The organism is Pseudomonas sp. DWRC2-2 (assembly GCF_049897885.1).
GTDB lineage: Bacteria > Pseudomonadota > Gammaproteobacteria > Pseudomonadales > Pseudomonadaceae > Aquipseudomonas > Aquipseudomonas azotoformans_A.
On the sequence record NZ_JAFCXD010000004.1, the window covers coordinates 45,224 to 71,861 of the forward strand.

The 26,638-nt window shown below is 58.2% G+C and carries 23 protein-coding genes and 1 tRNA gene; 23 read left to right on the plus strand and 1 reads right to left on the minus strand.

Going from position 1 to position 26,638, the window contains the following annotated elements; genetic code table 11:
* Positions 1 to 76 precede the first annotated feature (76 nt).
* The 21 genes from ACP7EW_RS19015 to ACP7EW_RS19115 all read left to right on the plus strand — a co-directional run bounded on the left by ACP7EW_RS19015 (position 77) and on the right by ACP7EW_RS19115 (position 23,194).
* The gene (locus ACP7EW_RS19015) at positions 77 to 1,801 is read left to right on the plus strand and encodes a ShlB/FhaC/HecB family hemolysin secretion/activation protein (RefSeq protein WP_426218951.1); all 1,725 of its coding nucleotides are present in this window, start codon (positions 77 to 79) and stop codon (positions 1,799 to 1,801) included.
* Between the two features lie 30 nt (positions 1,802 to 1,831).
* Positions 1,832 to 10,354, plus strand: a complete 8,523-nt coding sequence (locus tag ACP7EW_RS19020; RefSeq protein ID WP_426218953.1) for a hemagglutinin repeat-containing protein — start codon at positions 1,832 to 1,834, stop codon at positions 10,352 to 10,354.
* Positions 10,342 to 10,860 (plus strand): hypothetical protein, encoded by a 519-nt coding sequence (locus ACP7EW_RS19025; protein ID WP_426218955.1) that lies wholly within the window; start codon positions 10,342 to 10,344, stop codon positions 10,858 to 10,860. Before ACP7EW_RS19020 ends, ACP7EW_RS19025 begins: the two co-directional genes overlap by 13 nt.
* Before the next feature lie 120 nt (positions 10,861 to 10,980).
* A complete protein-coding gene (locus tag ACP7EW_RS19030; RefSeq protein WP_426218956.1) occupies positions 10,981 to 11,175 on the plus strand; it encodes a hypothetical protein in 195 nt (64 codons plus the stop codon).
* Positions 11,172 to 11,534, plus strand: a complete 363-nt coding sequence (locus tag ACP7EW_RS19035) for a hypothetical protein (RefSeq protein ID WP_426218958.1) — start codon at positions 11,172 to 11,174, stop codon at positions 11,532 to 11,534. Before ACP7EW_RS19030 ends, ACP7EW_RS19035 begins: the two co-directional genes overlap by 4 nt.
* 36 nt (positions 11,535 to 11,570) lie before the next feature.
* On the plus strand, positions 11,571 to 11,825 hold the full coding sequence (locus tag ACP7EW_RS19040) for a hypothetical protein (RefSeq protein WP_082461618.1): 255 nt from the start codon (positions 11,571 to 11,573) through the stop codon (positions 11,823 to 11,825).
* Positions 11,826 to 12,133: 308 nt separating this feature from the next.
* Entirely contained in the window at positions 12,134 to 12,808 is a 675-nt protein-coding gene (locus ACP7EW_RS19045; RefSeq protein WP_033900135.1) for a hypothetical protein, read from the plus strand.
* 653 nt (positions 12,809 to 13,461) lie between these two features.
* Entirely contained in the window at positions 13,462 to 13,734 is a 273-nt protein-coding gene (locus ACP7EW_RS19050) for a transposase (RefSeq protein WP_237142538.1), read from the plus strand.
* Between the two features lie 361 nt (positions 13,735 to 14,095).
* Positions 14,096 to 14,491, plus strand: coding sequence for an SMI1/KNR4 family protein (locus tag ACP7EW_RS19055; protein WP_426218960.1), 396 nt, complete (start codon positions 14,096 to 14,098; stop codon positions 14,489 to 14,491).
* A 647-nt stretch (positions 14,492 to 15,138) separates the two neighbouring features.
* Positions 15,139 to 15,924, plus strand: coding sequence for a signal peptidase I (gene lepB, locus ACP7EW_RS19060; RefSeq protein ID WP_426218962.1), 786 nt, complete (start codon positions 15,139 to 15,141; stop codon positions 15,922 to 15,924).
* Positions 15,921 to 16,331 carry a hypothetical protein gene (locus tag ACP7EW_RS19065; RefSeq protein WP_426218964.1) on the plus strand — a complete coding sequence of 137 codons (411 nt, stop codon included), beginning with the start codon at positions 15,921 to 15,923 and terminating at the stop codon, positions 16,329 to 16,331. The genes lepB and ACP7EW_RS19065 overlap by 4 nt, the downstream gene beginning before the upstream one ends.
* A 69-nt stretch (positions 16,332 to 16,400) precedes the next feature.
* On the plus strand, positions 16,401 to 16,709 hold the full coding sequence (locus tag ACP7EW_RS19070) for a hypothetical protein (protein WP_426218966.1): 309 nt from the start codon (positions 16,401 to 16,403) through the stop codon (positions 16,707 to 16,709).
* Positions 16,710 to 16,726: 17 nt separating this feature from the next.
* Complete coding sequence (locus ACP7EW_RS19075) at positions 16,727 to 17,200, plus strand: RDD family protein (RefSeq protein WP_426130720.1); 474 nt, start codon at positions 16,727 to 16,729, stop codon at positions 17,198 to 17,200.
* Positions 17,201 to 17,207: 7 nt separating this feature from the next.
* Positions 17,208 to 17,642 carry an RDD family protein gene (locus ACP7EW_RS19080; RefSeq protein ID WP_426218968.1) on the plus strand — a complete coding sequence of 145 codons (435 nt, stop codon included), beginning with the start codon at positions 17,208 to 17,210 and terminating at the stop codon, positions 17,640 to 17,642.
* A gap of 260 nt (positions 17,643 to 17,902) precedes the next feature.
* Positions 17,903 to 18,484, plus strand: coding sequence for a hypothetical protein (locus tag ACP7EW_RS19085; protein ID WP_133076580.1), 582 nt, complete (start codon positions 17,903 to 17,905; stop codon positions 18,482 to 18,484).
* Positions 18,485 to 18,524: 40 nt separating this feature from the next.
* Positions 18,525 to 19,205, plus strand: a complete 681-nt coding sequence (locus tag ACP7EW_RS19090) for a CsgG/HfaB family protein (protein ID WP_010214228.1) — start codon at positions 18,525 to 18,527, stop codon at positions 19,203 to 19,205.
* 29 nt (positions 19,206 to 19,234) lie between these two features.
* On the plus strand, positions 19,235 to 19,597 hold the full coding sequence (locus tag ACP7EW_RS19095) for a DUF4810 domain-containing protein (RefSeq protein WP_025855472.1): 363 nt from the start codon (positions 19,235 to 19,237) through the stop codon (positions 19,595 to 19,597).
* Positions 19,594 to 20,244, plus strand: coding sequence for a DUF799 domain-containing protein (locus tag ACP7EW_RS19100; RefSeq protein ID WP_012721604.1), 651 nt, complete (start codon positions 19,594 to 19,596; stop codon positions 20,242 to 20,244). Before ACP7EW_RS19095 ends, ACP7EW_RS19100 begins: the two co-directional genes overlap by 4 nt.
* A gap of 112 nt (positions 20,245 to 20,356) precedes the next feature.
* Positions 20,357 to 22,009: a vWA domain-containing protein gene (locus tag ACP7EW_RS19105; protein WP_426218970.1), complete on the plus strand. Its 1,653-nt coding sequence runs from the start codon at positions 20,357 to 20,359 to the stop codon at positions 22,007 to 22,009.
* Positions 22,010 to 22,031: 22 nt separating this feature from the next.
* Positions 22,032 to 22,604: an RNA polymerase sigma factor gene (locus tag ACP7EW_RS19110; protein WP_016976659.1), complete on the plus strand. Its 573-nt coding sequence runs from the start codon at positions 22,032 to 22,034 to the stop codon at positions 22,602 to 22,604.
* Positions 22,601 to 23,194, plus strand: a complete 594-nt coding sequence (locus tag ACP7EW_RS19115; protein ID WP_426218973.1) for a hypothetical protein — start codon at positions 22,601 to 22,603, stop codon at positions 23,192 to 23,194. The genes ACP7EW_RS19110 and ACP7EW_RS19115 overlap by 4 nt, the downstream gene beginning before the upstream one ends.
* Before the next feature lie 56 nt (positions 23,195 to 23,250).
* Here ACP7EW_RS19115 and ACP7EW_RS19120 read toward each other — a convergent pair.
* Positions 23,251 to 23,327, minus strand: a tRNA-Arg gene (locus ACP7EW_RS19120).
* Between the two features lie 371 nt (positions 23,328 to 23,698).
* On the opposite strand from ACP7EW_RS19120, the gene gabD reads away from it, so the two are divergent.
* Together gabD and gabT are read left to right on the plus strand one after the other, a co-directional pair.
* Entirely contained in the window at positions 23,699 to 25,141 is a 1,443-nt protein-coding gene (gene gabD / locus ACP7EW_RS19125) for an NADP-dependent succinate-semialdehyde dehydrogenase (RefSeq protein ID WP_338573956.1), read from the plus strand.
* Between the two features lie 185 nt (positions 25,142 to 25,326).
* Positions 25,327 to 26,604, plus strand: a complete 1,278-nt coding sequence (gene gabT, locus ACP7EW_RS19130; protein ID WP_033898922.1) for a 4-aminobutyrate--2-oxoglutarate transaminase — start codon at positions 25,327 to 25,329, stop codon at positions 26,602 to 26,604.
* The last annotated feature ends 34 nt before the right edge of the window (positions 26,605 to 26,638 follow it).

Genomic DNA, 26,638 nt, shown 5'->3' on the forward strand with positions numbered 1-26,638 from the left:
TGCAACTAACTCTTGTTTTTGAGTTGGCACAAGTTCGATGTTAGTTTGCCGGCCCTTGATTTTCGATGGATCGAACATGTCTTTGTTACTGCCACGGACTCGGTATCTGCTGTGCACTTTCCTGCTCGCCTATTTGAGCCTGAACAGCGCCACGGCCGCCCCTACGCCGGGAGATCAGGACCTGATCCGCGACCGCCAGAACCGCCTCCTCGAAGAGCAGCGCCGGCGCCTGGAAGAGCTCCAGGACCTGCCCGGCAAAGGCACCCAGCCCCAGGCCCCGGCGCTGCCAGCGGACACCCGTTGCTTTCCCATCCAGGACATCGAACTCAAGGGCGCCGACAGCCTGTCCGGCGGCGACCGCAGACTGCTGCTCAAACCCTATGTCGGCCAGTGCTTGGGCGTTGCACAGCTCAATGAACTGCTCAAAGTCATCACTGACTACTACATCGCCAAGGGCTGGGTCACCAGCCGTGCCTACCTGCCGCAACAAGACCTCTCCAGCGGTCATCTCCAGGTGCTGGTGGTCGAAGGCAAACTCGAAGGTTTGAAGGGCGCACAGGGCAGCAATGTGACTGATCGCGAACTGGCGATGGCGTTTCCCGGCAAGGTCGGCGAGGCGCTGAACCTGCGGGAAGTCGAACAGTTGGTGGACCAACTCAGCCGCTTGCCCTCCAAGCAGGCACAGATGGAACTGACCCCTGGCAGCCAGGTCGGCGGCAGTGAAGTGCGGGTCAAGAACACGCCACAAAAGCCCTGGCGCGCCAGCCTGTCGCGCAACAACGACGGCCAGAAAAGTACCGGAGAACAGCAATGGGGCGCGGGCCTGGAATGGGACAGCCCGTTAGGCCTGGCCGATCAGCTGATTCTGCGCGGCGGCCACGACGCCCTCAGCGACCACCAGAAAACCTCGAAAAGCAGCATGTTCTATTACAACCTGCCGTGGGGCTGGTGGAACTTCAGCTACAGCTACAGCGAGAGTGAATACCGCACCTTCGGCAGGCTCGATGACTTCAAGTTCAAGCAGAACGGCGACAGCCAGAACCACCAACTGCGCGCCGAACGCGTGATCCATCGTGACGATGTGAGCAAGACCTCGGTCAACGTCGGCCTGACGCACCTGCGCACCAACAACTACGTGCTCGACGCACGCCTGCCGACCAGCAGCAACCGCCTCAGCGAGTTCCAGGTCGGCCTCACCCACGGCCGGCGAATCGGCAGTGCCTTCGTCAACCTGGATGTGGGCATGCAAAACGGTATCGGTGCGTTTGATGCGCAAAGCAATCGGCAAGAACGGGACGCCCAGGGCAACCTCACGGCGACGCCGCGCTATCGCAAATACACCGCCACCATGAGCTACCTGCAACCCTTTACGTTGTGGGGCGAGTCGTTGAGTTTTTCCAGCCTCGCCACCGGGCAACGCAGTGAAGACGTCCTGTATTCACCGCAACGCATGAGCCTGGGAGGGTCCTACTCGGTGCGCGGCTTCAAGGACCAGCAACTGAACGGCGACAGCGGTGGCTACTGGCGCAACGAAGTGCGCTGGGCGCGACCGGTCACCCTGGACTGGATGCGTCCGGCCTTCGCCGAATACGGCGCCAGTGTCGGATATGACCAGGGCGTGATTCGCAACGATCGCTACAACGATGACGAGCATGGGCGCGTATCGAGTAATTCCGTCGAGCTGTTCGCCCGCGGCAAATACGTCAGCACCAGTGTGACCTTTGCCCATTCCCTGGAGCGACCTGGCGTGGTGACCGAGCGCGAAGCGCCGATCTATTTCCGCCTGGATTTCTTCCTGTAATTCAACGCCGCTGCCTTGAGATTTAAGAATATGGATGTTCGCCCTGCTTCTGCCCTGAAAAGCCTGTCCCAACGCGGCCTTGCGCTGGTCCTGGCCAACGCGCTGTTCTGGCAGCCGCTGCTGGCCAATGCTGACGGCATCGTGGTCAGCGGCCCGGGCACCAGCGTCGGCCAGGCGGGCAACGGCGTACCGGTGGTGAACATCGCCACGCCCAATGGCAGCGGCTTGTCCCATAACCAGTTCAAGGACTACAACGTCGGCCCCAATGGCGTGATCCTCAACAACGCCACGGGTGCGCTGCAGAACACCCAACTGGGCGGGATCATCGTCGGCAACCCGAACCTCAAGGGCGGCGCGGCGAACGTCATCCTCAACGAAGTCAACGGCGGCAGCCCCAGCCAGTTGCGTGGCTATACCGAAGTGGCGGGGCAGTCGGCCAAGGTCATCGTGGCCAACCCTTATGGCATCAGTTGCAACGGCTGCGGGTTTATCAACACCCCCAACGTCACGCTGACTACCGGCAAACCGGTGATCGATAAAGTCGGTCGCCTGGACCATTACCAGGTGGATGGCGGCGCCGTGACCATCGACGGCAAAGGCCTGAACGCCAGCAACGTCGACCGTTTCGAGATCATCACCCGTTCGGCCAAGATCAACGCGCAGATCAACGCACGCGAACTCACCGTGATTGCCGGTCGTAACGACGTCGATGCGCAAAGCCTTAAAACCACCGCACGTGCCGATGACGGCAGCGCCAAACCGGAACTGGCGATCGACTCCTCGGCGCTTGGCGGCATGTACGCTGGCGCCATCAAGCTGGTGGGCACCGAAGCCGGCGTGGGCGTGAAGCTCGACGGTACGCTGGCGGCCAGTGGCGGCGATATCCAACTGGATGCCAACGGCCACTTGAGCATGGCCCAGGCCGCCGCCAGCGGCGCGGTGGATATCAAGGCGGCCAGCCTCGACGCGAACGGGCCGGTCTACGCTGGCACCACGCTCAAGGCTAAAACCAAAGGCGAGCTGAAAAACCGCAAAAGCCTCGCTGCGCGTGACAGCATCACCCTGGCCAGCAACGGGCGGTTGACCAACAGCGGCATCATCGAAGCCGGCGTCAACGCCGATAACACGCGCAATGCCGGTGGCGACGTCACGCTCGACAGCCAGAACATCACCAACACCGGCCGGGTGATCGCCAATCGCAGCCTCACCGCCACCGCCGCACAAACACTGGAAAACCAGGGCGCCACGATGAGTGCCAAGCAGGCGCTGAACGTTACCGCCGCCAGCGTCGACAACCGCAACAAGGGCCAACTGCTCAGCGACGGCGCACAAACCCTCAACGTCAGCGGCCTGCTGGACAACAGCCAGGGCGGCATCATCGATAGCACGGGTGCATTCACCCTGTACGGCAACCGACTGGACAACAGTGCCGGTAACCTCACGGGCGCAAGCTCCATCACCCTGGATTTGCTCGGCGACCTGATCAACCGCAACGGCAAGCTGGCGAGCGTCGGCCCGCTGCTGGTTCAACGCGCCGCCCATGTGGATAACCAGGGCGGCAAGCTCGCCAGCCAGGGCCTGCTGACCCTGTTCGCCAACAGTGTCGATAATCAGAGCAGCGGGACGCTGGCCGCCAACGATGGCCTGGCGCTTACCACCACCGGCTTGCTGCAAAACGGCGGCAACGGGCTGATCCACAGTGAAAAGGCCGGTGTGACGATCACCGCCGGCACCCTCGCCAACAACGGCGGGCGCATCGCTGCCAAAGCCGGCGATGCGGTGATCGATGCCACCGATTTCAACAACGGCAGCGGCGCGCTGTTGGCCCGTGATCGCATTCGCCTCAGCGGCCTGAATGTGGATAACGGCGGCGAGATCGCGGCCAACCAGATTGACCTGAAACTGCAAGGCGCCCTGACCAACCGTGGCTTGATCGAGAGCGCCACGACCCTGGATGTCGACACCGCCAGCCTGACCAACAGCGGCCAGATGCGTGCAGTGGGCCAGGCAGGTAAAACCCGCTACGCCATCGGCGGCTTGCTGAACAACAGCGGCAGCCTGGAAACCGCCAACGACCAGTTGAGCCTCGCCGCCGGCACCTTCCAGAACACCGGCGGCAAAGTGCTGCACGTGGGCACTGGCGTGCTGGATCTGAGCGGCATCAGCCTCGACGATGTCGGCGGTAGCCTAGTGACCAATGGCGACCTGACGCTCGACAAAACCCACTGGACCAACAGCACCGCAATTCAGGCCGGACGCTTGACCGTCAATGTCGACAACCTGCAACAGACCTCCAGCGGCAAACTGCTCGGCACCCGTGCACTGGTCGGCAAAGGCCTGGACTGGACAGTTGGCGGCGCCGTCGCCAGCCAAGGCAGCCTCGACCTGTCCGTGGGCAACCTGCTCAATGACCATGGCCTGATCTTCAGCGGCGGCGATATGAACCTGCGCGTCGAGCGCCTGAAAAACCTCGGCGCCAACATTTCCGCCATGGGCAACCTGCGTATCGACCGCGACGGTCAGGGTGGGCTGGCGACCAGCATCATCAACAGCTCAGGGACCATCGAGAGCGAGCGCAACCTGACCCTGGCCGCCAGCACGATCCAGAACATTCGCACTGTGCTCACCACCGAGTCGGGCATCTACAGCGCGTCCATCACCCCCGTTGCCTGTGTCGAGGGCGTGACCGGTGGCGACTGTGAGGGCGGTAAGCAGAACCGTCCGTTCCAGATCACCCAGCGCGAACACCTGATCGTCAAGGAGGCTTCAGCCGCCTCCAGTATCACCTCGGCCGGCAACATGCTGTTGACCGGCGGTGATCTGCTCAACAGCAGCAGTAGCATCGCCGCCGGCGGTAACCTGAGCGTGCGCGTCAACCAGTTGAGCAACATCGGCCTGGTGACCCACGACACCCAGCACGACCGTTTCTTCATGTCTGAACGCGAGCGCAAGCCGCAAGGCTGGTACCTCTACGCGGCGAATTTCACCCGCCAGTATTCCGTTGACGGTGCTGGCTACGACGCCAACAACCTCGGTGGTCTTGAAGCAGGCATGGCCGCCTTTATCGGCATGATGCAAAAGGAGCTGGTCGACCTTGGCAAGACCACCGAACTGTCGCCCACCGACCAACGCTACGCCGCGGTCATCCAGGCAGGCGGCGCTGTGGATGTGGTGGCCCAGGCCGGTATCGACAACACCGTGGTACGCGGCGGCTACACCTACGTGGGCAGCGGCGCCAATACCCAGGCGCCGGGCTACTCGACTCAGGTCAGCCTCAACCCGCAACTGCCGCCGGACGTTGCCCAACAACAGGTCAACCCACTCGGCCTGCCGGGCTTCGACCTGCCGACCGGCGAGAACGGCCTGTTCCACCTCAACGACGGTAAGGGCGTGAATGGCCTGCCGACCAGTCAGTTCGCGGCTAACCCGCACAAATACCTGATCGAAACCAACCCGCTGTTTACCGACATGCGTCAGTTCCTGGGCTCGGATTACATGCTGACCAAGCTCGGCTACGACCCCGACACGGCGCAGCGCCGCCTCGGTGATGGCTTCTACGAGCAGCGCCTGATCCAGCAAGCCGTGCTCGCCCGCACCGGCCAGCGTTTCATCGACGGCCAGACCAGCGATGCCGACCTGTTCAAGCACCTGATGGACAACGCCATCAGCAGCAAAAGCGCGTTGAACCTGTCGGTCGGCGTGAGCCTCACCGCCGAGCAGGTTGCGGCGCTGACTCACGATATCGTGTGGCTGGAAAACACTACCGTCGCCGGGCAACAGGTGCTGGTGCCGGTGCTTTACCTTGCCCAGGCCAGCAACCGCCTGGCGCCGAATGGCGCGTTGATTTCCGGCAGCGACGTCCGGCTGATCACCGGCAGCAACCTCAATAACGCCGGCACCTTGCGCGCCACCGGCAGCCTGTTGGCAAACGCCGGCGGCAACCTCACCAACAGCGGTCTGATGCAAGCCGGTGGGCGCCTCGACCTGCTCAGCGGCGACACCCTGAGCAACCGTGGCGGCGGCGTGATTGCCGGTGGCGACGTCAACCTCGTGGCCGGTGCCGACCTGCTCAATGAGCGCAGCGTGACCACTCATGAAAGCGCGAGTGCCTATCGCACTGAGCGCAGCGACTTTATCGACAGTGCCGCGCGCATCGAATCTGCTGATGCACTGGCGTTGAAAGCCGGTGCCAACCTCTACAACGTCGGCGGCGTGCTCAAAAGTGCTGCGGATACCACGGCACAAGCCGCTGGCGACGTGAATATCATCGCTGCGCAAACGGTTAACAGCAGCGCCGTCGGCACCCGTTCGAGCTTCAAAAACATTGCACAGCAGGGCTCCGTGGTCGAAGCCGGCCGCGATTTGCACGTGATCGCCGGTCGCGACATCAGCGCCGTTGCCAGCCAGGTGGAAGCCAAGCGCGATGTGAACCTTGTCGCCACCCGCGACCTCAACGCCATCGCGGCGGCCAACGAGCAACATTCGTCATTCAATTCGAAAAAAGTCACCCGCATCGAAGACCACGTCCAGCAAGTCTCCAGCGTGATCAAGGCCGGTGGCGACGCCACCCTGAGTGCCGGGCAAGACCTGCAACTGGTGGCCAGCCAGGTGAATGCCGGTAGCGAGGCTTACCTGGTGTCCGGTAAAAACCTCAGCCTGCGCACCGCCGAAGACCAGGACTACAGCTTCTACAGCAAGACCAAGAAAACGTCCCAGGGCAAGAAATTCCGCCTCGACGAAACGGACGTTGTGAACAACGTCGGCAGTCTCGTCAGTGCAGGTACTCAAAGCACCGTCGTAGCCGGTGCAGACCTGCTGCTGGCCGGCAGCGCGGTCACCGCCGAGAACGGCGCGACGCAATTGGTCGCGGGCCAGGACGTGAACATCCTGGCCGTGAGCAATTCCGACAGCGCCCGCCATGAGCGCAAGGAAAGCAAAAGCAGCTGGGGCGGGCTCAAGTCGAGCAAGGTCCAGGACAAGGTCGACGAAAAACGCACCACCGCGATGGGCAGCATGGTCTCCGGCGAAACCGTCACGGTTGCCGCCAAGCGCGACGCTACCGTCACCGGTTCCAACCTGGTCAGCACCGGCGACCTCGCCGTGCAAGCCGGTCGCGACCTGACCATCGACGCGGCGCAAAACACCTTCGCCCGCACCGACATGCACAAGGAAAAAAATCGCGACCTGACCGGTGTGCTGACCGGCAACAAGCTCGGTCTGGATGACATGACCGGCAACCAGAAGCTGTATATCAACAGCTCCAAGCACAACGGCACGGCCAATGAGATGACCTTGACCGGCAGCACTATTGGCTCGAGTGCGGGCAATGTGTCGTTGACGGCGGGGCGTGAGTTGACGGTGGTGGCCAGTGATCTGGTGAGCACCAAGAACATGGAGTTGAGTGGTGCCAATGTCACCGTCACCTCGGGTGTGGAGACTGCCAGTCAGACCAGTAAGGACAGTTCGAAAAGTCTGGCAGTAGGCCGTGTTGTCGCGGGCTCTGTCGTCGATACCGCCAACAGCATTCGCGACGCCGCAGAGGCCGCTCGCAGTGCCGACGACCCGCGCCTCAAAGCGGTAAAAATCGCCCAGGCGGCGCTGTCGCTCTACAACCTCAATAACCAGGGCGGCGAGCTCAATAAGCAGAGCACCGGCTTCAAGAACAAAACCGGTGGCTCCGCCGGCAACGGTTCGCTGATCAAGATCGGCACCGAACTGGCTAACACGCGTACCAAGAGCAGCAGCGAATACGCGGCGCAGACCGTTCACCAGAGCAACCTCAACGTCGGGGGCAAACTGTCGATCATTGCTGCGGGCGACGCGCCGGGCACGTTGGGTGACCTGACGATTACCGGCAGTACGTTGAAAGCCGACAGCACGTTGCTGTCCGCGAAAAACAACATCCTGATGCAAAGCGCGCAGAACACCACCGACCGCAAAAACGATGGCTCACGCAATCGCACTGCCATCGGCGCCAGCTTCAACATCGGCGAGCAAAATGGCTTCACCCTCGACCTTGGCGCACAAACCGCCAAAAACTTGGGTTCGGGTGGCTCGGTTACCCAGGTCAACACCACGTTGGACAGCGGCTCGCTGGTACTGCGCAGCGGCCAGGACACCAGCCTGATCGGGGCACAGGTACGGGCTGATCGTATCGATGCCGACATCGGCGGCAACCTCAACATCCTGTCGCGCCAGGACACCGATACATCCAAGAGCAAGCAGGACAGCGCGGGCTTTGGTGCGAGCATCTGCGTTCCACCGTTCTGCTACGGCTCAACCGTGGCAGCGTCCGCCAACCTGGCGGCGTCGAAGATGAACAGCGACTACCAGGCTGTCACCGACCAGAGCGGTTTCTATGCCGGCAAAGGTGGCTACACCATCGACGTGGCCAAGAACACCACTTTGCAAGGTGCAGTGATTGCGAGTGAAGCCACCGCCGATAGAAACCTGTTGCTGACAGATCGACTGCTGGTCAGCGACATCAAGAACAAAAGCGAGATTGAGAGCAAATCGGCGGGCGTGAGCGTCTCCGGTTCATACAGTGGCGGCGTGGGCACGCTGACTCCAGGTGCCCTGTATGGCATGGCGCTTAATGATTCGGATCACAGCTATACGCGCAGCGCTGTCAGCGAAGGCGCGATCCTAGTGCGCAACCCCGAGGGCGCTAACGACCTCGTCGGTTTGAACCGCGACACAGCGAATGCTAACCAGCGCCTCGACAAGCCTGATGAAAAGGCCATGCAAGAGCGCATGGACTTGGTCAAAAGCTCGATGGAGTTGACCAAGGGGATTGGCGACGCGATTGCTGCGGCGAGGATCAAGGCCGCTGACGACCCTAATAGCGACGTCAACAAAGCGACCCGAGAAAAGCTCGTGCAGGAAGGGGTTGCTAACCCGACGCGGGATCAGATCAACCAACGTGCCCAGCAGGATTATGGCGTAGGGAGCAGCTTCCAGAAGGCCAGCCAGGCGGTAACGGCTGTGGTGCAAGCGGCCATGGGCGGTAGCGTCGGGGGCGCGTTGGCGGGGGCGGCGGCGCCGTATCTGGCAGAAACAATCAGGGACAGGACCAAGGGCGACCCCACAGCCAATCTGATGGCCCATGCGGTACTGGGTGCTGTGCTCGCCAAGGCTGGCGGTAACTCAGCACTTGCTGGCGCAGCCGGTGCTGTGGCGGCGGAAGAAACCGCCAGGCTGATCAAGGAGCATCTGTATGGCGTCGTCAGTAATGAAAGCCTGACCCAAGAGCAAAAACAGACAATCGCCAGTCTTTCGACCTTGGCGGGTGGCCTTTCTGGATCGCTGACCGGCAAGGGCGCGCTGGATGCGGTGGCAGCGGCGCAGGTTGGGAAAAACGCGGTTGAAAATAACCTGTTGAGCCCGGCTAACGAGTCTTTGCTACAAAAGGCTCGCGACGCGATCAAGCACAAAAAGTACACCATCGAGGACGCAAAGACGCTTATCGCGCTCGATCAGCAAGATCAGATTTCAGATGCCTTGGTTGAGCGCCTGCGCCGCAATTCAGACTCGATGTCGGCTGCCGATAAAGCCGCAGCACAGGCGTACCTCACGGATTACGCAAACGCACTCGTTGCGGCGTATGGACAGGGTGAGGCTGATCGCCGCATCTACGCGCTTATGCGGCCCGGTCCTCTGCGACAAAGCAACGATGTGGCGTACGCGGCTGGGAGCTTCAATAAAGACGCTTCGCTAGAACGGCTCTATCCCGGCGATTTGTTGGCGCAGATGAACCGCTTTCCTAGCGAAAACGAACAGCTTTACCGCGACGCGCAACAGAAAATGCTCATTAACCAGCACTACGAAGGGGAGGCTGCAATTGGCACGCCTGCTTTGTATGTGCTGGGCGGGGGCGTGGGGTTGGCTGTACGGTTGGTGACCGCTGAGAGCGGCGTATTGCAGATCACTTATGGTGGCGTGCAGGCCTATAACGGTGACTCAAGCGACGGCGCCAAGAACATTTTCCTTGGGGCTTTGAACGCATCGGCTGCCGGTTTGCCGAGCGTGTTTAAAGGACAGTCGGTCGCCGGGTCTACTAAAGGTGTGGTAGCCAAGAATGAGAATGCTTTTGGGGGGCAGGGTGACTGGGAAACGAGTGTTCTGGTCGAAAGAAATGTTATACCGGCGACCCCAAAACCAATGGTTGATGCCGATGTTGTCACCCTCGCCAACGTTAACTATGGGCGTAGTCCTTTCTCAGAACTGAACGGCGCAATCGGCGAAGCGCGTGGATGGCACCAGACATTGGACTCCGGCCAGATAGGCGTCTCCGGTCCCGGAAAAGCATCGCTACCCGGTGCAGATTTCATTACGTATGATCCGTCGATTCGTTCACTGATTGTTTGGGACGCTAAGTATCGAGCGGAAGGGGGACGTTATCCTTCATCGGTGCCGGCTTCAAAACTGCAGGCCTGGCAAACCGAGATCGTAAATTCGGTCAAAAATATGCCAGAGGGACCGCATAAAACGGCAGCTGAAAATGCACTCAAGGCTGGCAGGGTCGAAGGCAAAATATTCAAATGGCCGCAATAATTCTGGAGGGTGTGGTGATGATTCCTTGGTCGTTGTTGCTTGAGCAAAAAGCAGGTGATGTCCTTGATACATCCGGAGCGGCACTTTCACTCATCGATGAGGGTGTTTATGGAACTTGCGATAATCAATTTTGCTTGGCCGACACCGTTAACGAGGATGGTCAGGACAAACTCCGATTAGTTTCTTTTTACTGGGCAACCAGCGAGGCAGCGTTTCGTCGAGCCTATTTCAGAGAAGTTGAACGTGATGACATGGCTGTCAGTAGTCCCCCTGCGGAATTGATACCAAAGACGGCAGGCACGACCTATGGTCAAATCAAGCAAGCGTTGAAGGCCGTGGGGGACGTTATGGAACATGCCTCTTACCGCATAATGTCCGATGGTGCCTTTGTTCACAAAAGCCTCGAGAACTCGTCAGTGGTCTACTATTTTCGCTCGACAGACATATTGGATGACGAGCTGCCCTATGCCATTTTGTGGAAATGTCGCGGGCTTGGTAACTATTAAAAAGCAGCAGGGGAAAATAGGGGGCAGAACACGATTACTGCTAAAACTTATATTGGTGGTCTGACCCCTATTTTCCACATTGACCTTGCGAATAGTAAGCCCGTTATTGCAGCTGGTGAGGTGAAAATTGTGCGCGGGGAAGTTAAATATATAGATAATACTTCTGAGCATTATGAACCTTCCGGTCGCGCTGTACAGATCGCAGCAGAAAATGCGTTCTCTCAAAAAGGACTTGATGTGACTGGTAAATACATAGAAAAAGTCTGGGTGCCAGATCTTGGTAATCCAAGAAAAGTTGCTTGGGTGCCAAAATGAATGACATTATTAAACAGTTTGATATTCTTTGTGATGTGGCTATGGCCGCTTTTAGTGAAGAGCTGGAAATTTCCTATGAGATGTCATTGTTAAATATTTTAGAGTTTGTAAAAAAACATCCGGACTATAGAGAGTGGTTTATAGATAGATTTGAACTGATTTTAACATCTAGGAACTCGCCATTTGAAGCTGTGGCATTTTGCATGCGTGAGTTGCAGTGGCCTGAAATAAAAGAATTTGTAATTTCAAAAATGAACCCTTCAGAAGATCCTCGTAGTGAGGCCCTTCGAAGTATATTGACCGCATATGATGAGTTTTGGCCGGATTCGGATCTTTATAGTTATTATAGTATGAGTTAGTTTGTGTAAAGATAAAGGGGGCGGATTTATTTAAATGTGACGCTGATCGGTAGGCTATTAATAAATCTGTCTCCTTTAATTCTGATACCTTTGCAGGCCGTGTTGAAGGCCTACGACAATATGCCAAAAGTACCATGTGCCGACTCTGATCCTGCTTTACGCGATGCTTTGCAAGCGGCGTTGGATTCAGGAAAAGCCAAGGTTCAAGGTGTAACAGTCAAAGTCGGTGTTCCCGCTTCCAGTAAAACAGGTATAGCAGAATTTAAGGTGGAACCATGGACCAAGAAGTAATTCAGTGCGAGCGTTCGGGCGTAAACTCGGAATGGCCCTCCTACAAAAGTGTGCTGGGGCGCATAGTCAAGGGGCCACACGTCTCAGATGAATACGAGTTGAATGGCATCCGTGAATATGTTGAGCGCGGCGATGCATTTGCGAAGCCATCAATGCCTGTACCGAATAGTGACAACGTTACGCGTAGTAGCTCCGAATGGATGGCCGTCACACGAGCCCACAAGGTATTGGCAAACGCACCAGATAATCCGCGATGGCTTCTGGAATTGGCCCATTGGCTGCGCTATTACCAAGTAGGAATTTGGCAGTTGTTCTTCTGGGCGGGCCAGTTCGACATTATTGCCAAAGCGGCAGGCAATGATCGACGCCGCCAAAACTACAGCATCCAAACCGCCACCAATATGATGGCCGCCATGGCGGTCCTAGGCTGGAAGGATGCCGTCATCCATCAGGGCTATCTCACCCATGCGGCTCTCAACCGTGGGCATCAATTAGTGATTGAGTACGAAGAGCAACACCGCCGCGCCCAAGCCTTTATGCTGCGCATGTTTGCCGATTGGGTGGGCGATGTCTCGCATCAATGGCCTGCTTATGCTTACGACGAACCCATCTACGAAGCCTTGTTGACCAAGTGGCGCACTCCAAGCCCCGACGATCTGATGCCCTGCCTGTTGGCCGCGTGTGACCGCCACACTTGGCAAACCGGCAAAGAGAGCCAGAAGAATTCCTACGACTTCAATCGGGACTGGCACTTGGAGCGCGTGCCAGTGGAAATTCTCTATATTCTGCGCCTGCGCCAGTGGGAAGGTTTAGCCAATCCGCAGAAGATTGATCATCCGCTGCTGGCCGCGCCCTTTGACCAATTGCCGCCCGAGCAACCAGTGCCTGAGTTGGACGAGTTGATGCGAGGTGTGCTCAAACGCGCGAGGGAAGACTGGCCAAAGTACGATGAAGTGTTGTCGTTGCCAGCATTGAGGAGTTGAATGGTGCAAAAGGTTGAGGCTCAGGCTAAAGCTTTCATTCGGTCCAATGGTTTCGATAGCATTGTTAGTACTGGGACAAGAACCCCATGAGTGCAGCAGATATAGAATTATAGTTTTACGCGTGTCCTGATAAAATGCTATCTATAAATCAGCGACATGCTGAAGTCATGGATAGGATGTCTCGGAATGGTGCTCCTTTAGGCTTTGCAGGTCTTTAGCTTCCGGCTACCCCGAGTTGTGGCGACGGGTTAGTCGCTACTTATACGGTTAAAATTCCCATCACAGGGGGATCGGGGTCAGACCACGTTTTCAGCGAAATCCATACAAGGGTTTAACTTTTTTTGTGATGTTTAATTAACGTATATAATGGTTTTCGCTATTTATAACGACTTGTGCTCTTTAAAAATTTTATTTAATTGAAATCATTATTTTTCTTTGCTTTTGTTGCAGGCGACTAAGCTGACCTCTTTCAGAAATCAAGGGGTTGTTATGGCTCGTTGTCCTCGGTTGTTGGTACCAGGTCTTCCGCTGCATTCAGCGCGGAAGTAATCGTTCGGTTTGTTTCTATTCAGAAGATGATTAAATTTTTTTAGATCCACCTCTTATAGCTTTTGTCGGAAACTCATGATTGCAAAATTCACGCGTGGTGTCTCATGACGAATCACGTGCATGTATTACTGACTCCAACTACCCATCTTGGTGCTGGTTCGTTAATGAAAGGGCTTGGTCAGCGTTATGTCCAAAATATAAATCGTACTTATCAACGCACAGGTACTCTGTGGGAAGGTCGTTATCTTTCTTGTATCGTGCAGCACGAAAGCTATTTGATGGCCTGTTATCGGTATATAGAAATGAATCCCGTCAGAGCGGGAATGGTGGATCATCCCGCTGAGTATCGTTGGATGAGCTACCGTGCAAATGCATAGCTGGAACCTTCAGCCCTTATAACGCCTCATGATTGTTATAAAGAATTGGGTAGTAATGTCGATCAGAGAACTGAGGCGTATCGTCGTCTCTTCAAGGATGAGCTTCAGCAAGAAGTAATCGACCAAATCAGAGGTGCTACAAATAGACATTACGTGTTCGGAACGGGAAAGTATTCGTCGCAGATAGCACAAGCTTTGGGTAAGCGAACCGTTAGAGGATTCGCTGGTCGCCCAAAGAGATGACTTTCAAATGTCAATGGTGGTCTGACCTCTATTTCCCCGGATCAACACCAAGGTGGCATCCACCGCGCCGGAAGCGTAGCGCGAGAAATTTTCTCAGACAAAAAATAGAGAGGTGGTGATGGAGAACTTTGAAGCGCTGATGCGCAAGAAAAAAGATGAGCATTTTTTAGATGGGCTCGTTGTTGTGGAGGATGCTGTTTTACGTGCGATCCAAGCAGCTTTTCAGGATGTCCCCGAAGATTATTTGGCATTCTTAAGAACGTTCGGAGCTGGGGAGATTGACGAGGCGGGCATCATGCTTTATAGCGGCTTTTTAGAGGCTGAAGAAATTTTTGATGCAGGTACAGCGATAGCTCTACGGGATATTCGATTTTTCGGAGATGACATGCAGGGACGGTGTTTCGGCTTCGATGTGAGCGAGAACTGGGCTGTGGTAGAGGTAGATTCTTCGGACATGAGTGTTAGAAAGTTATGTGATAAGTTTTCTTATTTTTTATATGGTTTGCTAAGTTGAGCTGGTGTGCATAGGAAAGCCGAAAATCTGACTTTGAAAAAATGATAAAAAAGGCGGCGATCCCCCGCAGATAAATTAGTCGGATTGTTGGAGGTTGCGGGCTCGTAGCGGAGAGCAATTAGACGTGGACTATTCGAGAATAATTGATCTTATTGAAGAGTCGGATTTCGTTGGGTTTGCTGATTATGGTGACGGGATTGCTGATGAGTGGATTTGTAAAGCTGAAACTCGTCTTGGGTTGAAAATGCCAATATGGCTTGCAGTTGATTAATGAATATGAAGAAAAGCGCGGTCTGTAAAGTGGGTAAAGTGTAAAGAGGACGGACTTATTTATTTTAATAAGTCTGTTCCTTGTTTTCGAAGAAAAGAGACGGTAATGAGAAGAAATGAACCTTGGTGGCTCGCTGTCTATCTTTCTTGCGTCTGTGCGTTCGGCCTATTGTTCATGTGTGTGTTCTTTCAGGTTGCCGGGTATTGGTTGAGTGGTGGCGAGGACGTTGCCGTGCTTATAAAGGAGAATGTGCCGCTTTATCTCAAGATGGCTGGAGCTGGCTTTATTCTAGGTTTTGTCTTGTGGTTGTCTAATGTTCGTTGAACGTCGCATTTACTTGTTTTATAGATGCTTTTTACCTCTTTAAGGATGATCAATGAAATCCGCAAAATTCCCGCTCCTGGCCTTCCTCATGTCCTGCCTGGTGGCCGGCTGGGGCCTGGTGTATGTCGGCCGTATCAAGTGGGGTATCGGGGTCGCCATATTGCTGTACGGCGGTTTCGCGTTGCTGGGCGCGCTGGGGCTGGTCGCTACCCCCATTGGGCTGTATGGGCTATTCGCCTTCTTGATCATCGTCAAGCTGGGCTCAGCCATCCTGTCCGCCGTGCTCGCGCGTCGCTACAACGGACCGCCCAATGTGCCACGCAAGCGTTTCCACGTCCTTTACGTCGGAGTGATGGTGATTGCGGTACTGATGCTCGATGTATTGCGGGTACCCGTGCTGGGGTTTAAAAATTACTACATCCCATCCGGATCGATGGTGCCGACGCTGTCCATTGGCGACTACATCCTGACGGACCTGCGCGCCGGTCCGCCCAAGGTGGGGGATATCGTGGTGTACCGCTGGAATGGCACTGAAGCGGTCAAGCGCGTGGCGGGTGTTGCTGGGGACACGTTAGCCCTGGTGAACGGTGAACTGATCCACAACGGCGAAAACCTCGGGTTGTTTCACGCACCGGCCGACCGTGTAAAAGGGCCTGAATCCCTTGAAATGGCACCGGTCACGGTCGAGCCAGGGCACCTCTTTTTGCTGGGCGACAACCGCTGGAGCAGCAACGACAGCCGCTTCATGGGCCAGGTCGCGGTTGAGGACGTGGTGGGCAAGGTGACGGGCATCTGGTTCTCAAATGACCGGGCGCGTATCGGGACGACGTTCCCATGAGCCTTTCGAGTGGGACGTGTCGGGTTGTGCAGTGGTTGTGCCTGCTGGTGATGTGCGGCAGCGCCAGCGTATTCATATTGGCCTGGCTCTACCTCGACCGCAGCTCGTCAGCGCTGGGCGTGGCGGCCGGCGTCTTTGTGTGGTGCGGCATTGGCCTGTTGTTCGCGTTTGTGTTTGAGCGGTCTCGCACTGCCGCAGCCACGCTCCGGTTTATGTTGACTCGGACAGTGGCGCTGCTGATGCTTGCGGCGGGTGCGGCCTATCTGGTTGGCCTGCTGTGGGTCGAGCCGGAACGCGATTTTATGGAGTCTCAGTTAAAAGGGGCATCGTGCGGCAAGTACACGGGTGTGATTGAAAAAGGGTGGGAGCAAATCTGCGCTGATTCAAAGCAGCCGCAAACGCCTTGAAGCTGGCTGGGCTTGGATAGGCAGTCGGTTTGGTCCTTTTGATTTTTCAATGTTCGTTGAGCGTTTTTGATGATGAATCGATATGCAGGAAAGCCCTTTCTCCGTCTTCTTGAATGCTATGTCCTGTCGGCCATTGGTGCGCTGTCCGACCAGCAACGCGCCGATTTGACGGCACTCGAACCCAAGTTGCACGAACTGTATGGGACGCAGGGCAGTTGGTCTGATGTCGTCGCTTCTCAGATGGAGTTTCCGACCTCCTTGGAGGAAAAAATCCGTGCTGTTTGGCGCACAAATTCGGCAAAATTCGCCCAGGCCGGTGTGCCAATCAACGCCGAAGACTTTGCCAAAAACTTTGTCGACACCAATTTTCCTTCTTAAAGCTGGAGCAACACCGCATGGACGCAAGCAACACCGCTAAACGCCCGACCATCCTGGCCAGCATCGGACGCCGCCTGGCCGCGCGCCTCATCGATTGCGCCCTCGCGGTGCTGATCTTTTTCGTCGTCAAATTCGCCGCCGGGGCGCTGTCTGTCTACGTTCCTGCGGTGACGCCCAAGGCGGGTTTTCTTTCCGCGTTTTTTGCGGCCTTCGCCTACTTCCTGCTGGCTGATGCGCTCCCCAACGGCCAGAGCCTGGGCAAGCGCCTGCTGAGCATTGCCACCGTCGACCGCAAGACCCGAAAAGGCTGCAGTATTTCCCAGTCATTCACGCGTAATTCCGGCGCGCTGGTGGTCATCGATTGGGTGTGGATCTTCATGGAATCCAGGACGCGCCTGGGCGACATGTTCGCCAAGACCATCGTGATCCAGACAGGCAACCTGACGAGCGTGCGCGGCCTGGCGGATATTTATGACAATGGCCGGGGATAAGCACGTTATGCACGATTCAGTATCGGCTGCACAAACCTGGGACCTAGCCAGCCCGTTCCGGCGGTTGCTCGGCTATTTCATCGATATGGCCGTGGTGTTTTTCCTGCTGTTTTTGATGCGCAACCTGGACTACGCCTATCTCTATTTGCACTCGCTGGCGGGCCCGATGTTGTTTACTGGCTTGCGCTATGTGCTGATGTTCTCAGCCTTCGGGTACCTTTTGTTTTGCGATGCGTTACCCAACGGCCAGAGCCTGGGTAAACGGGTATGCCGCACGGCGGTGGTGGGTTACCCGTATCCAATGAACTGCACGCTGTTCCAGTCGTTTCTGCGCAATGTGCCGAAGCTGCTGTTCAGTGTTCTGGACGGTCTTTTTGCACTGTTCGGTTTGCGCCGTCGCTTGGGCGATATGTTGGCCAAGACGATTGTGATCAACACGTGAGCAGAACAGGGAGGGTGCAGCCGTGGCCGGTTAGTAGAATGAGGCCGGTTGGCAAACCTTTTTATTTATCGAGTAAAGGCCAATAGCCACTATTGTTTTTGTTTTCCTGACAAAGCCTTAGGAGATTTCGCCAGAGGCTTGCGTGCAAGCGCCAGTAAAACGGCGTTGCCAGGACGTCAAAACAGCTTGAGAACGCCTTTCAACTCCGTAAAATGCCGCGATTGTTTAAGGCTCGATACTTTTCAGGGACGAATTCATACATGCGTGTGTTTGCCGTATTGCTCGCGGCCTGCCTTATGGCGGGCTGTGCTTCCAAGCCGGATTACTACATCTCCCCGGCGCCAGTGACCATCCCCAAGACTGCGACCTACTGGCTCGACACCTTCGACGTCGAGGTGGTGGGCAAGAACGAGCGCTTCCTGCCGGATGACAAAGTGCGCCAGCAACTCGGTGTCGATCTGGTCGACCGCCTGCTCAAGTCCAAGCGCTATGCCAGCAGCAAGGACAAGGCCGATTACCTGCTGGATGTGAACGTCATCTATACCCGGCGCATACAAGACACCCAAGGCGGTTTCATGACGGCCATCGTCGATGACAAGACCATCCTCGCCAGTGTCGACTTCAACTACCAGGTCAAGATCAAGAAAGCCGGCGCCGAGGTGCTGCATTTTTCTCAGGCTCGCCAAGGGCTGATGCCTGGCGGGTACAAGGGCGACTGGCAGAACATGAAAACGATGGCCGGGGTGCTGACCAACTCCGGCAACTCCAGCGTCGAGACCTTTTACACCGGTTTGTTGAGCCGATTTATTGTTGACGACCTGCGTGGCATTCCGTCCCGCTAGCGTTAGCTGCCGCACCCGTTTTCCCACTTAGGAGCACCCTGTGAAAACACTGTCCAAAATCCTGCTGTCCGGCCTCACCGCCGCAGCGCTGCTGACCGTGGCCGGTTGCGCCACGGAGAGCAACCGCGCCATGCCGGTGGAACAAGTCGCCAGCGCCAACGTCGCCTATTCCGGCGTACGGGTACCGATTGCCGTGGGCAAGTTCGACAACCGCTCCAGCTACATGCGTGGCATCTTCTCCGACGGCGTTGACCGCCTCGGCGGCCAGGCCAAGACCATCCTGATCACCCACCTGCAGCAGACCAACCGCTTCAGCGTGCTGGACCGCGACAACATGGGCGAGATCTCCCAGGAAGCCGCGATCAAAGGCACCGTGCAGAAGCTTAAAGGCGCTGACTACGTAGTGACGGGCGACGTGACCGAGTTCGGCCGCAAAGAAACCGGCGACCGCCAGCTGTTCGGCATCCTTGGCCGTGGCAAGACCCAAGTGGCCTACGCCAAAGTCGCGTTGAATATCGTCAACATCAGCACCTCCGAAGTGGTGTATTCCACCCAGGGCGCAGGTGAGTACGCGCTGTCCAACCGCGAAGTGATCGGCTTCGGCGGCACCGCCAGCTACGACTCCACCCTCAATGGCAAGGTCCTCGACCTGGCCATGCGTGAAGCCATCAACCGCCTTGTCGACGGCATCAACGCCGGCGCCTGGAACCCACGCAACTGATCAGCAGCACCTCAAGGAGCAGTACAAGGATGAGCAAGGCAGTCAAGTTGGCGCTGATGCTGACAGCAGTGGCGACGGTCGCCGGGTGCCAGACGGCGCCCCAGCCGCTGTACCAATGGGAAAGCTACCAGCCGCAGGTTTACGAGTACTTCAAGGGCGAGCCCAAGGAGGCGCAGGTCGAGGCGCTGGAGCGGGATCTGCAGAAGATCAACGCCAGTGGCCGCAAGGCCCCGCCGGGTTACCACGCCCACCTGGGCATGCTTTACCTGAGCATGGGCAAGGATGACCAGATGGTGCAGGAATTCCGCACCGAGAAGGCACTGTTCCCTGAGTCTGCCTCGTACATGGACTTTTTGCTGAAAAACGCCAAGACCGGAGTCGCCACTAAATGAGCCTGTTGAAACTCACTGGCGCCTTGCTGGCCCTGGCCTTGCTCGGCGGTTGCGCAGCCCCCAAGACCATTGATTACACAGCCTATAAACAGGCACGACCGAAGTCGATCCTGGTCCTGCCGCCGATCAATGAATCGCCGGAAGTGCAGGCGTCCTACAGCATGGTCTCGCAAGTGACCTACCCGTTGGCCGAAGCCGGCTACTACGTGTTGCCGATTGCCCTGGTGGACGAAACCTTCCGCCAGAACGGCCTGACCACCGCCAACGATATCCAGGCGGTGCCACCGGCGAAGCTGCATGACATCTTTGGTGCGGATTCGGCGCTGTACATCACCGTGACCAATTACGGCACCAAGTACATGCTGATCTCCAGCGACACCTCCGTGACGGCCTCGGCCAAACTGGTCGACCTGCGCACCGGCACCACCCTGTGGACCGGCTCGGCGCATGCGTCCAGCGAGGAAGGCAACAACAACGGCGGCGGCCTCGTCGGCATGCTGATCACGGCGGCGGTCAAGCAAGTGATCAACAGCTCTACCGACGCGGCGCATCCGATTGCCGGTATCACCAGCGCGCGCCTGCTGTCGCCGGGCCAGCGCGCGGGGATCCTGTACGGTCCGCGTAACCCGAAATACGGCACTGACTGATTGAACGGTTCGGCGGGGGAGGTGTTTCTGTCCCGCCGAACGGTTTAACCCGAACAGCCAGCGCCTTGCGTCTGACCTTGTGAACGGATCATTCATTCACGAGGTTCAGCCCATGTCCCGTCCTCTGCTCTTCCTGCGTCCTGCTGCCCAGGGCTTTGCCGTTACCTTGCTGGTGACGCTGGCCGGTTGTGGGCTGTCCTCTTCCCACGATGTGGCCCAGCCTGACGAAGCGGCGCCGGTCTCCGAGCTGCAAAGCGCTCCAGTGCAAGGCGCGCTGGTTAAACGCATGCCGATGCCTGCCCCCATGAGCGCACGAAGGGTGATGCAGGAGTCCGTGGCGATGGACTACCGCAGCGAACCCCGCGAACAGTACGAAAACCTACCGGACAACCCGGTGCATCGCGTGGCTGAAACGCCGGTTTCAACCTTCAGCGTGGATGTCGACACCGGCAGCTACGCCAACGTAAAACGCTTCCTCAACCAAGGCAGCCTGCCGCCCGAAGGCGCTGTACGACTGGAGGAAATGGTCAACTACTTCCCCTACCACTACGCGCTGCCCACCGACGGTTCGCCCTTTGGCGTAACCACCGAAGTGGCCGCCACACCGTGGAACCCTCACACCCAGTTGCTGCGCATAGGCATCAAGGCCTCCGACCGCGCCGTGGCGCAATTGGCGCCGGCCAACCTGGTGTTCCTGGTGGACGTGTCCGGCTCCATGGACCGCCGCGAAGGTTTGCCGCTGGTCAAAAGCACCCTGAAATTGCTGGTTGATCAATTGCGCGATCAAGACCGTGTTTCTTTGGTGGTCTACGCCGGGGAATCCCGCGTAGTGCTCAAGCCTACTTCGGGTCGTGACAAAGAGAAGATCCGCAACGCCATCGATCAACTCACTGCCGGCGGCTCCACGGCGGGCGCGTCGGGTATTGAGCTGGCCTACCAGATGGCCCGCGAAGGGTTTATCGACAAGGGCATCAACCGCATCCTGCTGGCCACCGACGGTGACTTCAACGTGGGCATCAGCGACTTCGACAGCCTCAAGCAAATGGCGGTAGAGCAGCGCAAAAGTGGCGTTTCCCTGACCACCCTCGGCTTTGGTGTGGATAACTACAACGAACACCTGATGGAGCAACTGGCCGACGCGGGTGATGGAAACTACGCCTACATCGACAACCTGCGCGAAGCGCGCAAAGTACTGGTGGACCAACTCAGTTCGACCCTGGCGATCGTGGCCCGTGACGTGAAATTGCAGGTGGAATTCAACCCGGCGCGCGTCAGCGAATATCGCCTGCTGGGCTATGAAAACCGCGCCTTGAAGCGTGAGGACTTCAACAACGACAAGGTCGACGCGGTTGAAATCGGGGCCGGGCATACGGTCACTGCGCTGTACGAAATTGTGCCCAAGGGCCAGAAGGGTTGGCTGGAGCCCTTGCGCTACGTTGCTGCGCCGGCCGCCGAGGGAAAATCCACTGAGCTGGCGATGCTGCGTGTGCGCTACAAGCCGGCGGCGGGTGGCGACAGCCGGTTGATCGAGCGGCCCATCAGCACTGTGTCGAGCAGGGCCAGCGACGACCTGCGTTTCGCGGCAGCAGTGGCCGCCTTCGCCCAACAGCTCAAGGGCGATGGCCGCTACACTGGCAGCATGAGCCTGCAGGACACCGCTGCACTGGCCCGCTCGGCCCGAGGCGACGATCCCTTCGGGCTGCGTAATGAGTTTGTGCAACTGGTGGAATTGGCGCAGAGCCTTAAACCTGCGGCCAAACCGTGAATAAAGGGAGTTAGCCGTCGATATGCCCGCTCCAGACGTCCTACCCAGCGACGAATCACTGCTGGCCCGCTACCGAACCGGCGACAGCGCCGCGTTCGAAGCCCTGTACGCCCGGCACCGCCAGGGCCTGTACCGATTCCTCGTGTCCTTGAGTAACAAGACCGAACTGGCCGAGGAAATCTATCAGGAAACCTGGCTCAGCCTGATCCGCAGCGCAACCCAGCCACAAGGCCGGGCGAGTTTTCGTACATGGTTGTTCCAGATCGCCCGCAACCGCTTGATCGATTACTGGCGCAAGCACGGCATCCACAACCCGCTGCACGACAGCTACGACGAGCAACTGCACGCCCAGGCCGACGACAGCGCCGGCCCCGAGCAGCAGCTGAGCCTGAGCCGCGACCAGGCGCGGCTCGACGCTGCGCTGCAAGACCTGCCCGAGGACCAGCGCGAAGTCTTCCTGCTGCGCCTGCACGGCGACCTCGAAGTCCCGCAAATCGCCGCCCTCACCGGTACCCCGCTGGAAACCGTCAAAAGCCGCCTGCGTTACGCCCAGCAGAAACTGCGCCGCCTGCTGGCCGAGGAGATACCCGCATGACCGACTCCCGACACACCCCGGACCCCGACGACATGCTGCTCCAGCACATGCGTCAACACAGCACCGGCGAGCCGCCCGCGTCCCTCGACGCCTTCATCCTCAACACCGCCCGCCGCGAAGCTCCGGCGCCGCAGCCGAACCTGTGGCAACGCTGGCTGCAAGCCTGCCAACGGCCACGCTGGCAAATGGCATTCGCCACGGTTGCAGGCTTGGCGCTCATGATCGGCGTGGTAATGCGCTCACCTGTACCGCAACCCGAAATTTCCACGGCGACCTTCTCCGCGCTGCATGAGCAAGCCGCGCCTGCCGCTGCGCCGCCAATGTCCGCGCCGGCACCCGTGGCCCGACTGGCCATCGCGCCCAATGCCGAACGTGCGCAAGTCATGGGCTCGATGGCGGATGAGTCGAGCGCCAAGCTCAGCAAGCGCGCGCCGGTAGCGTTGCCTTCGTTGGAGGAGGGGCTGCAGGAAATCATCAACCTGCGTGACGTTGGGGAGACCAGAGCGGCAGATGAGAAGCTGTTGGCCTTGCATCAGCGCTTTCCTGAAGTGGACTTGCCAGCGCGGTTGGAGGCGTTGCAGAAACACTGAATCGTCGCCCACAAAAAAGCCCCAGGCCTTTCGACCTGGGGCTTTCTCATCATATCTGGTGCACCCGGCGGGATTCGAACCCACGACCCCTGCCTTCGGAGGGCAGTACTCTATCCAGCTGAGCTACGGATGCTTGTGCGGGCGACATCATACCCATGTCGACCTTGGGCGTCCATGCTGGTCTTTGGGCGTTCGCGTGTAGGAATTTGCCGTACAGAGGCCCTAAGCCGGGCGCCACCGATCAGGGCGCAGGAACCCGACCCATCTACGCTGATCAGATAAATCCGATAGATGTGTCGTTTTCGTTCTTTTTTTCGAACAGACTATTGCCCTGTACCCCCATTGATCCTAGGATTCGTTTGAGATTTCAAACGCTCTGTCTCCCGCGTGCGCTTTCACTCCTTTTGCGCGCTGGGGCTGATTTCCCTGACGGCAGCCCACAAGGCGCCTTTCAACAACTCTAATTCGCTCCGCGTGCGCGCGGTGCTGTTAAGGAAAGCCGACATGCAGCTTAAAGATGCCCAGTTGTTCCGCCAGCAAGCCTTTATCGATGGCGCTTGGGTCGATGCGGACAACGGTCAAACGATCAAGGTCAACAACCCTGCCACGGGCGAGATTCTCGGCACCGTGCCAAAGATGGGCGCCGCTGAAACCCGCCGCGCCATCGAAGCCGCCGACAAGGCGTTGCCGGCTTGGCGTGCACTGACCGCCAAGGAGCGCGCCAACAAGCTGCGCCGCTGGTTTGAACTGCTGATCGAAAACCAGGACGACCTCGGTCGCCTGATGACCCTCGAACAAGGCAAGCCACTGGCCGAAGCCAAGGGCGAAATCGTCTACGCCGCCTCCTTTATCGAGTGGTTTGCCGAAGAAGCCAAACGCATCTATGGCGACGTAATCCCTGGCCACCAGCCCGACAAACGCCTGATCGTGATCAAGCAGCCGATCGGCGTGACCGCTGCGATCACCCCGTGGAACTTCCCGGCCGCGATGATCACCCGTAAAGCCGGCCCGGCCCTGGCCGCCGGTTGCACCATGGTGATCAAGCCGGCTTCGCAAACTCCGTTCTCGGCCCTGGCCTTGGTTGAGCTGGCGCACCGTGCCGGTATCCCGAAAGGCGTCCTGAGCGTGGTGACCGGCAGCGCCGGCGACATCGGCGGCGAGCTGACCAGCAACCCGATCGTGCGTAAATTGTCCTTCACCGGCTCGACGGAAATCGGTCGCCAGTTGATGGCCGAGTGCGCCAAGGACATCAAGAAAGTCTCCCTGGAGCTGGGCGGCAACGCGCCGTTCATCGTGTTTGACGACGCGGACCTGGATAAGGCCGTCGAAGGCGCGATCATTTCCAAGTACCGCAACAACGGCCAGACCTGCGTCTGCGCCAACCGTCTGTACATCCAGGATTCGGTGTACGACGCCTTTGCTGAAAAACTCAAGGTTGCAGTGGCCAAGCTCAAGATCGGCAACGGTCTGGAGGAAGGCACCACCACCGGCCCGCTGATCGACGAAAAAGCCGTGGCCAAGGTGCAGGAACACATTGCCGATGCGCTGAGCAAAGGCGCCAAGCTGTTGGCCGGGGGCAAGGTGATGGAAGGCAATTTCTTCGAGCCGACTATCCTGGTCGACGTGCCGAAAGACGCAGCCGTCGCCAAGGAAGAGACCTTTGGCCCGCTGGCGCCACTGTTCCGTTTCAAGGACGAAGCCGAAGTGATCGCGATGTCCAACGACACCGAGTTCGGCCTGGCCTCCTACTTCTATGCCCGCGACCTGGGCCGTGTGTTCCGTGTGGCCGAAGCCCTGGAATACGGCATGGTCGGCGTGAACACTGGGTTGATCTCCAACGAAGTGGCGCCGTTCGGCGGCATCAAGGCCTCGGGCCTGGGCCGTGAAGGCTCCAAGTACGGGATCGAGGATTACCTGGAGATCAAATACCTCTGCCTGGGCATCTAATCCGTCCGGCAAGGCATTGCAGCAAACGCAGAGGGCACGAGAGCGCTGACCCTTTGCGTGTTTCACCCCGTTATTCGTAGTGGCCGGGAACGCTGTGGCAGTCGATCATCGCATGCTGCCGCAGTTGCCTCCCCGCCACGTATTCCTTGGACCACGCCACCCGATGAGTGGCGAATGAGGACTTTATGAGCAAGACCAACGCATCCCTGATGAAACGCCGCGAAGCCGCTGTACCCCGCGGTGTTGGCCAGATTCACCCGATCTTCGCCGAATCCGCGAAGAACGCCACCGTGACCGACGTTGAAGGTCGCGAGTTCATCGACTTCGCCGGCGGTATCGCCGTGCTGAACACCGGCCATGTGCACCCGAAAATCATCGCGGCCGTGACCGAGCAACTGAACAAGCTGACGCACACCTGCTTCCAGGTACTGGCCTACGAGCCTTACGTGGAACTGTGCGAAAAAATCAACGCCAAGGTCCCAGGTGATTTCGCCAAGAAAACCCTGCTGGTCACCACCGGTTCCGAAGCCGTCGAAAACGCCGTGAAAATCGCCCGTGCCGCTACTGGCCGTGCTGGCGTGATTGCCTTCACTGGCGCCTACCACGGTCGTACCATGATGACCCTGGGCCTGACCGGTAAAGTCGTGCCTTACTCGGCCGGCATGGGCCTGATGCCAGGCGGCGTGTTCCGCGCGCTGTTCCCGAACGAACTGCACGGCGTGAGCGACGACGACTCCATCGCCAGCATCGAACGCATCTTCAAGAACGATGCCGAGCCGCGTGATATCGCTGCCATCATCATCGAGCCGGTGCAGGGCGAAGGCGGTTTCTACGTCGCGCCTAAATCCTTCATGAAGCGCCTGCGTGAACTGTGCGACAAGCACGGCATCCTGCTGATCGCTGACGAAGTGCAAACCGGTGCGGGTCGTACGGGTACTTTCTTCGCGATGGAGCAGATGGGCGTTGCCGCCGACCTGACCACCTTCGCCAAGTCCATCGCTGGTGGTTTCCCGCTGGCGGGTGTGTGCGGCAAGGCTGAGTACATGGACGCTATCGCGCCAGGCGGCCTGGGCGGCACCTACGCCGGTAGCCCGATCGCTTGCGCGGCGGCCCTGGCCGTGATGGAAGTGTTCGAAGAAGAGCACCTGCTGGACCGCTGCAAGGCTGTGGGCGAGCGTCTGGTCACTGGCCTCAAGGCTATCCAGGCCAAGTACCCGGTGATTGGCGAAGTGCGTGCTTTGGGCGCGATGATCGCGGTCGAGCTGTTCGAAGGTGGCGACAGCCACAAGCCAAACGCCGCTGCCGTTGCCGCCGTGGTGGCCAAGGCGCGTGACAAGGGCCTGATCCTGCTGAGCTGCGGCACCTACGGCAACGTGTTGCGCGTGCTGGTCCCGCTGACCTCGCCGGACGAGCAGTTGGATAAAGGCCTGGCGATCATCGAAGAGTGCTTCTCCGAGCTGTAAGCGGAGGCTGACCTGATCGACAGGAAAAACCCGC

Coding starts and splice junctions, on each gene's coding strand:
- ACP7EW_RS19115 (WP_426218973.1), top strand. CDS start 22,601: ATGACCGACTCCCGACACACCCCGGACCCCGACGACATGCTGCTCCAG.
- ACP7EW_RS19100 (WP_012721604.1), top strand. CDS start 19,594: ATGAGCCTGTTGAAACTCACTGGCGCCTTGCTGGCCCTGGCCTTGCTC.
- ACP7EW_RS19035 (WP_426218958.1), top strand. CDS start 11,172: ATGAATGACATTATTAAACAGTTTGATATTCTTTGTGATGTGGCTATG.
- gabD (WP_338573956.1), top strand. CDS start 23,699: ATGCAGCTTAAAGATGCCCAGTTGTTCCGCCAGCAAGCCTTTATCGAT.
- ACP7EW_RS19055 (WP_426218960.1), top strand. CDS start 14,096: ATGGAGAACTTTGAAGCGCTGATGCGCAAGAAAAAAGATGAGCATTTT.
- ACP7EW_RS19065 (WP_426218964.1), top strand. CDS start 15,921: ATGAGCCTTTCGAGTGGGACGTGTCGGGTTGTGCAGTGGTTGTGCCTG.
- ACP7EW_RS19095 (WP_025855472.1), top strand. CDS start 19,235: ATGAGCAAGGCAGTCAAGTTGGCGCTGATGCTGACAGCAGTGGCGACG.
- ACP7EW_RS19070 (WP_426218966.1), top strand. CDS start 16,401: ATGATGAATCGATATGCAGGAAAGCCCTTTCTCCGTCTTCTTGAATGC.
- ACP7EW_RS19025 (WP_426218955.1), top strand. CDS start 10,342: ATGGCCGCAATAATTCTGGAGGGTGTGGTGATGATTCCTTGGTCGTTG.
- ACP7EW_RS19050 (WP_237142538.1), top strand. CDS start 13,462: ATGACGAATCACGTGCATGTATTACTGACTCCAACTACCCATCTTGGT.
- ACP7EW_RS19080 (WP_426218968.1), top strand. CDS start 17,208: ATGCACGATTCAGTATCGGCTGCACAAACCTGGGACCTAGCCAGCCCG.
- gabT (WP_033898922.1), top strand. CDS start 25,327: ATGAGCAAGACCAACGCATCCCTGATGAAACGCCGCGAAGCCGCTGTA.
- ACP7EW_RS19110 (WP_016976659.1), top strand. CDS start 22,032: ATGCCCGCTCCAGACGTCCTACCCAGCGACGAATCACTGCTGGCCCGC.
- ACP7EW_RS19015 (WP_426218951.1), top strand. CDS start 77: ATGTCTTTGTTACTGCCACGGACTCGGTATCTGCTGTGCACTTTCCTG.
- ACP7EW_RS19020 (WP_426218953.1), top strand. CDS start 1,832: ATGGATGTTCGCCCTGCTTCTGCCCTGAAAAGCCTGTCCCAACGCGGC.
- ACP7EW_RS19075 (WP_426130720.1), top strand. CDS start 16,727: ATGGACGCAAGCAACACCGCTAAACGCCCGACCATCCTGGCCAGCATC.
- lepB (WP_426218962.1), top strand. CDS start 15,139: ATGAAATCCGCAAAATTCCCGCTCCTGGCCTTCCTCATGTCCTGCCTG.
- ACP7EW_RS19085 (WP_133076580.1), top strand. CDS start 17,903: ATGCGTGTGTTTGCCGTATTGCTCGCGGCCTGCCTTATGGCGGGCTGT.
- ACP7EW_RS19105 (WP_426218970.1), top strand. CDS start 20,357: ATGTCCCGTCCTCTGCTCTTCCTGCGTCCTGCTGCCCAGGGCTTTGCC.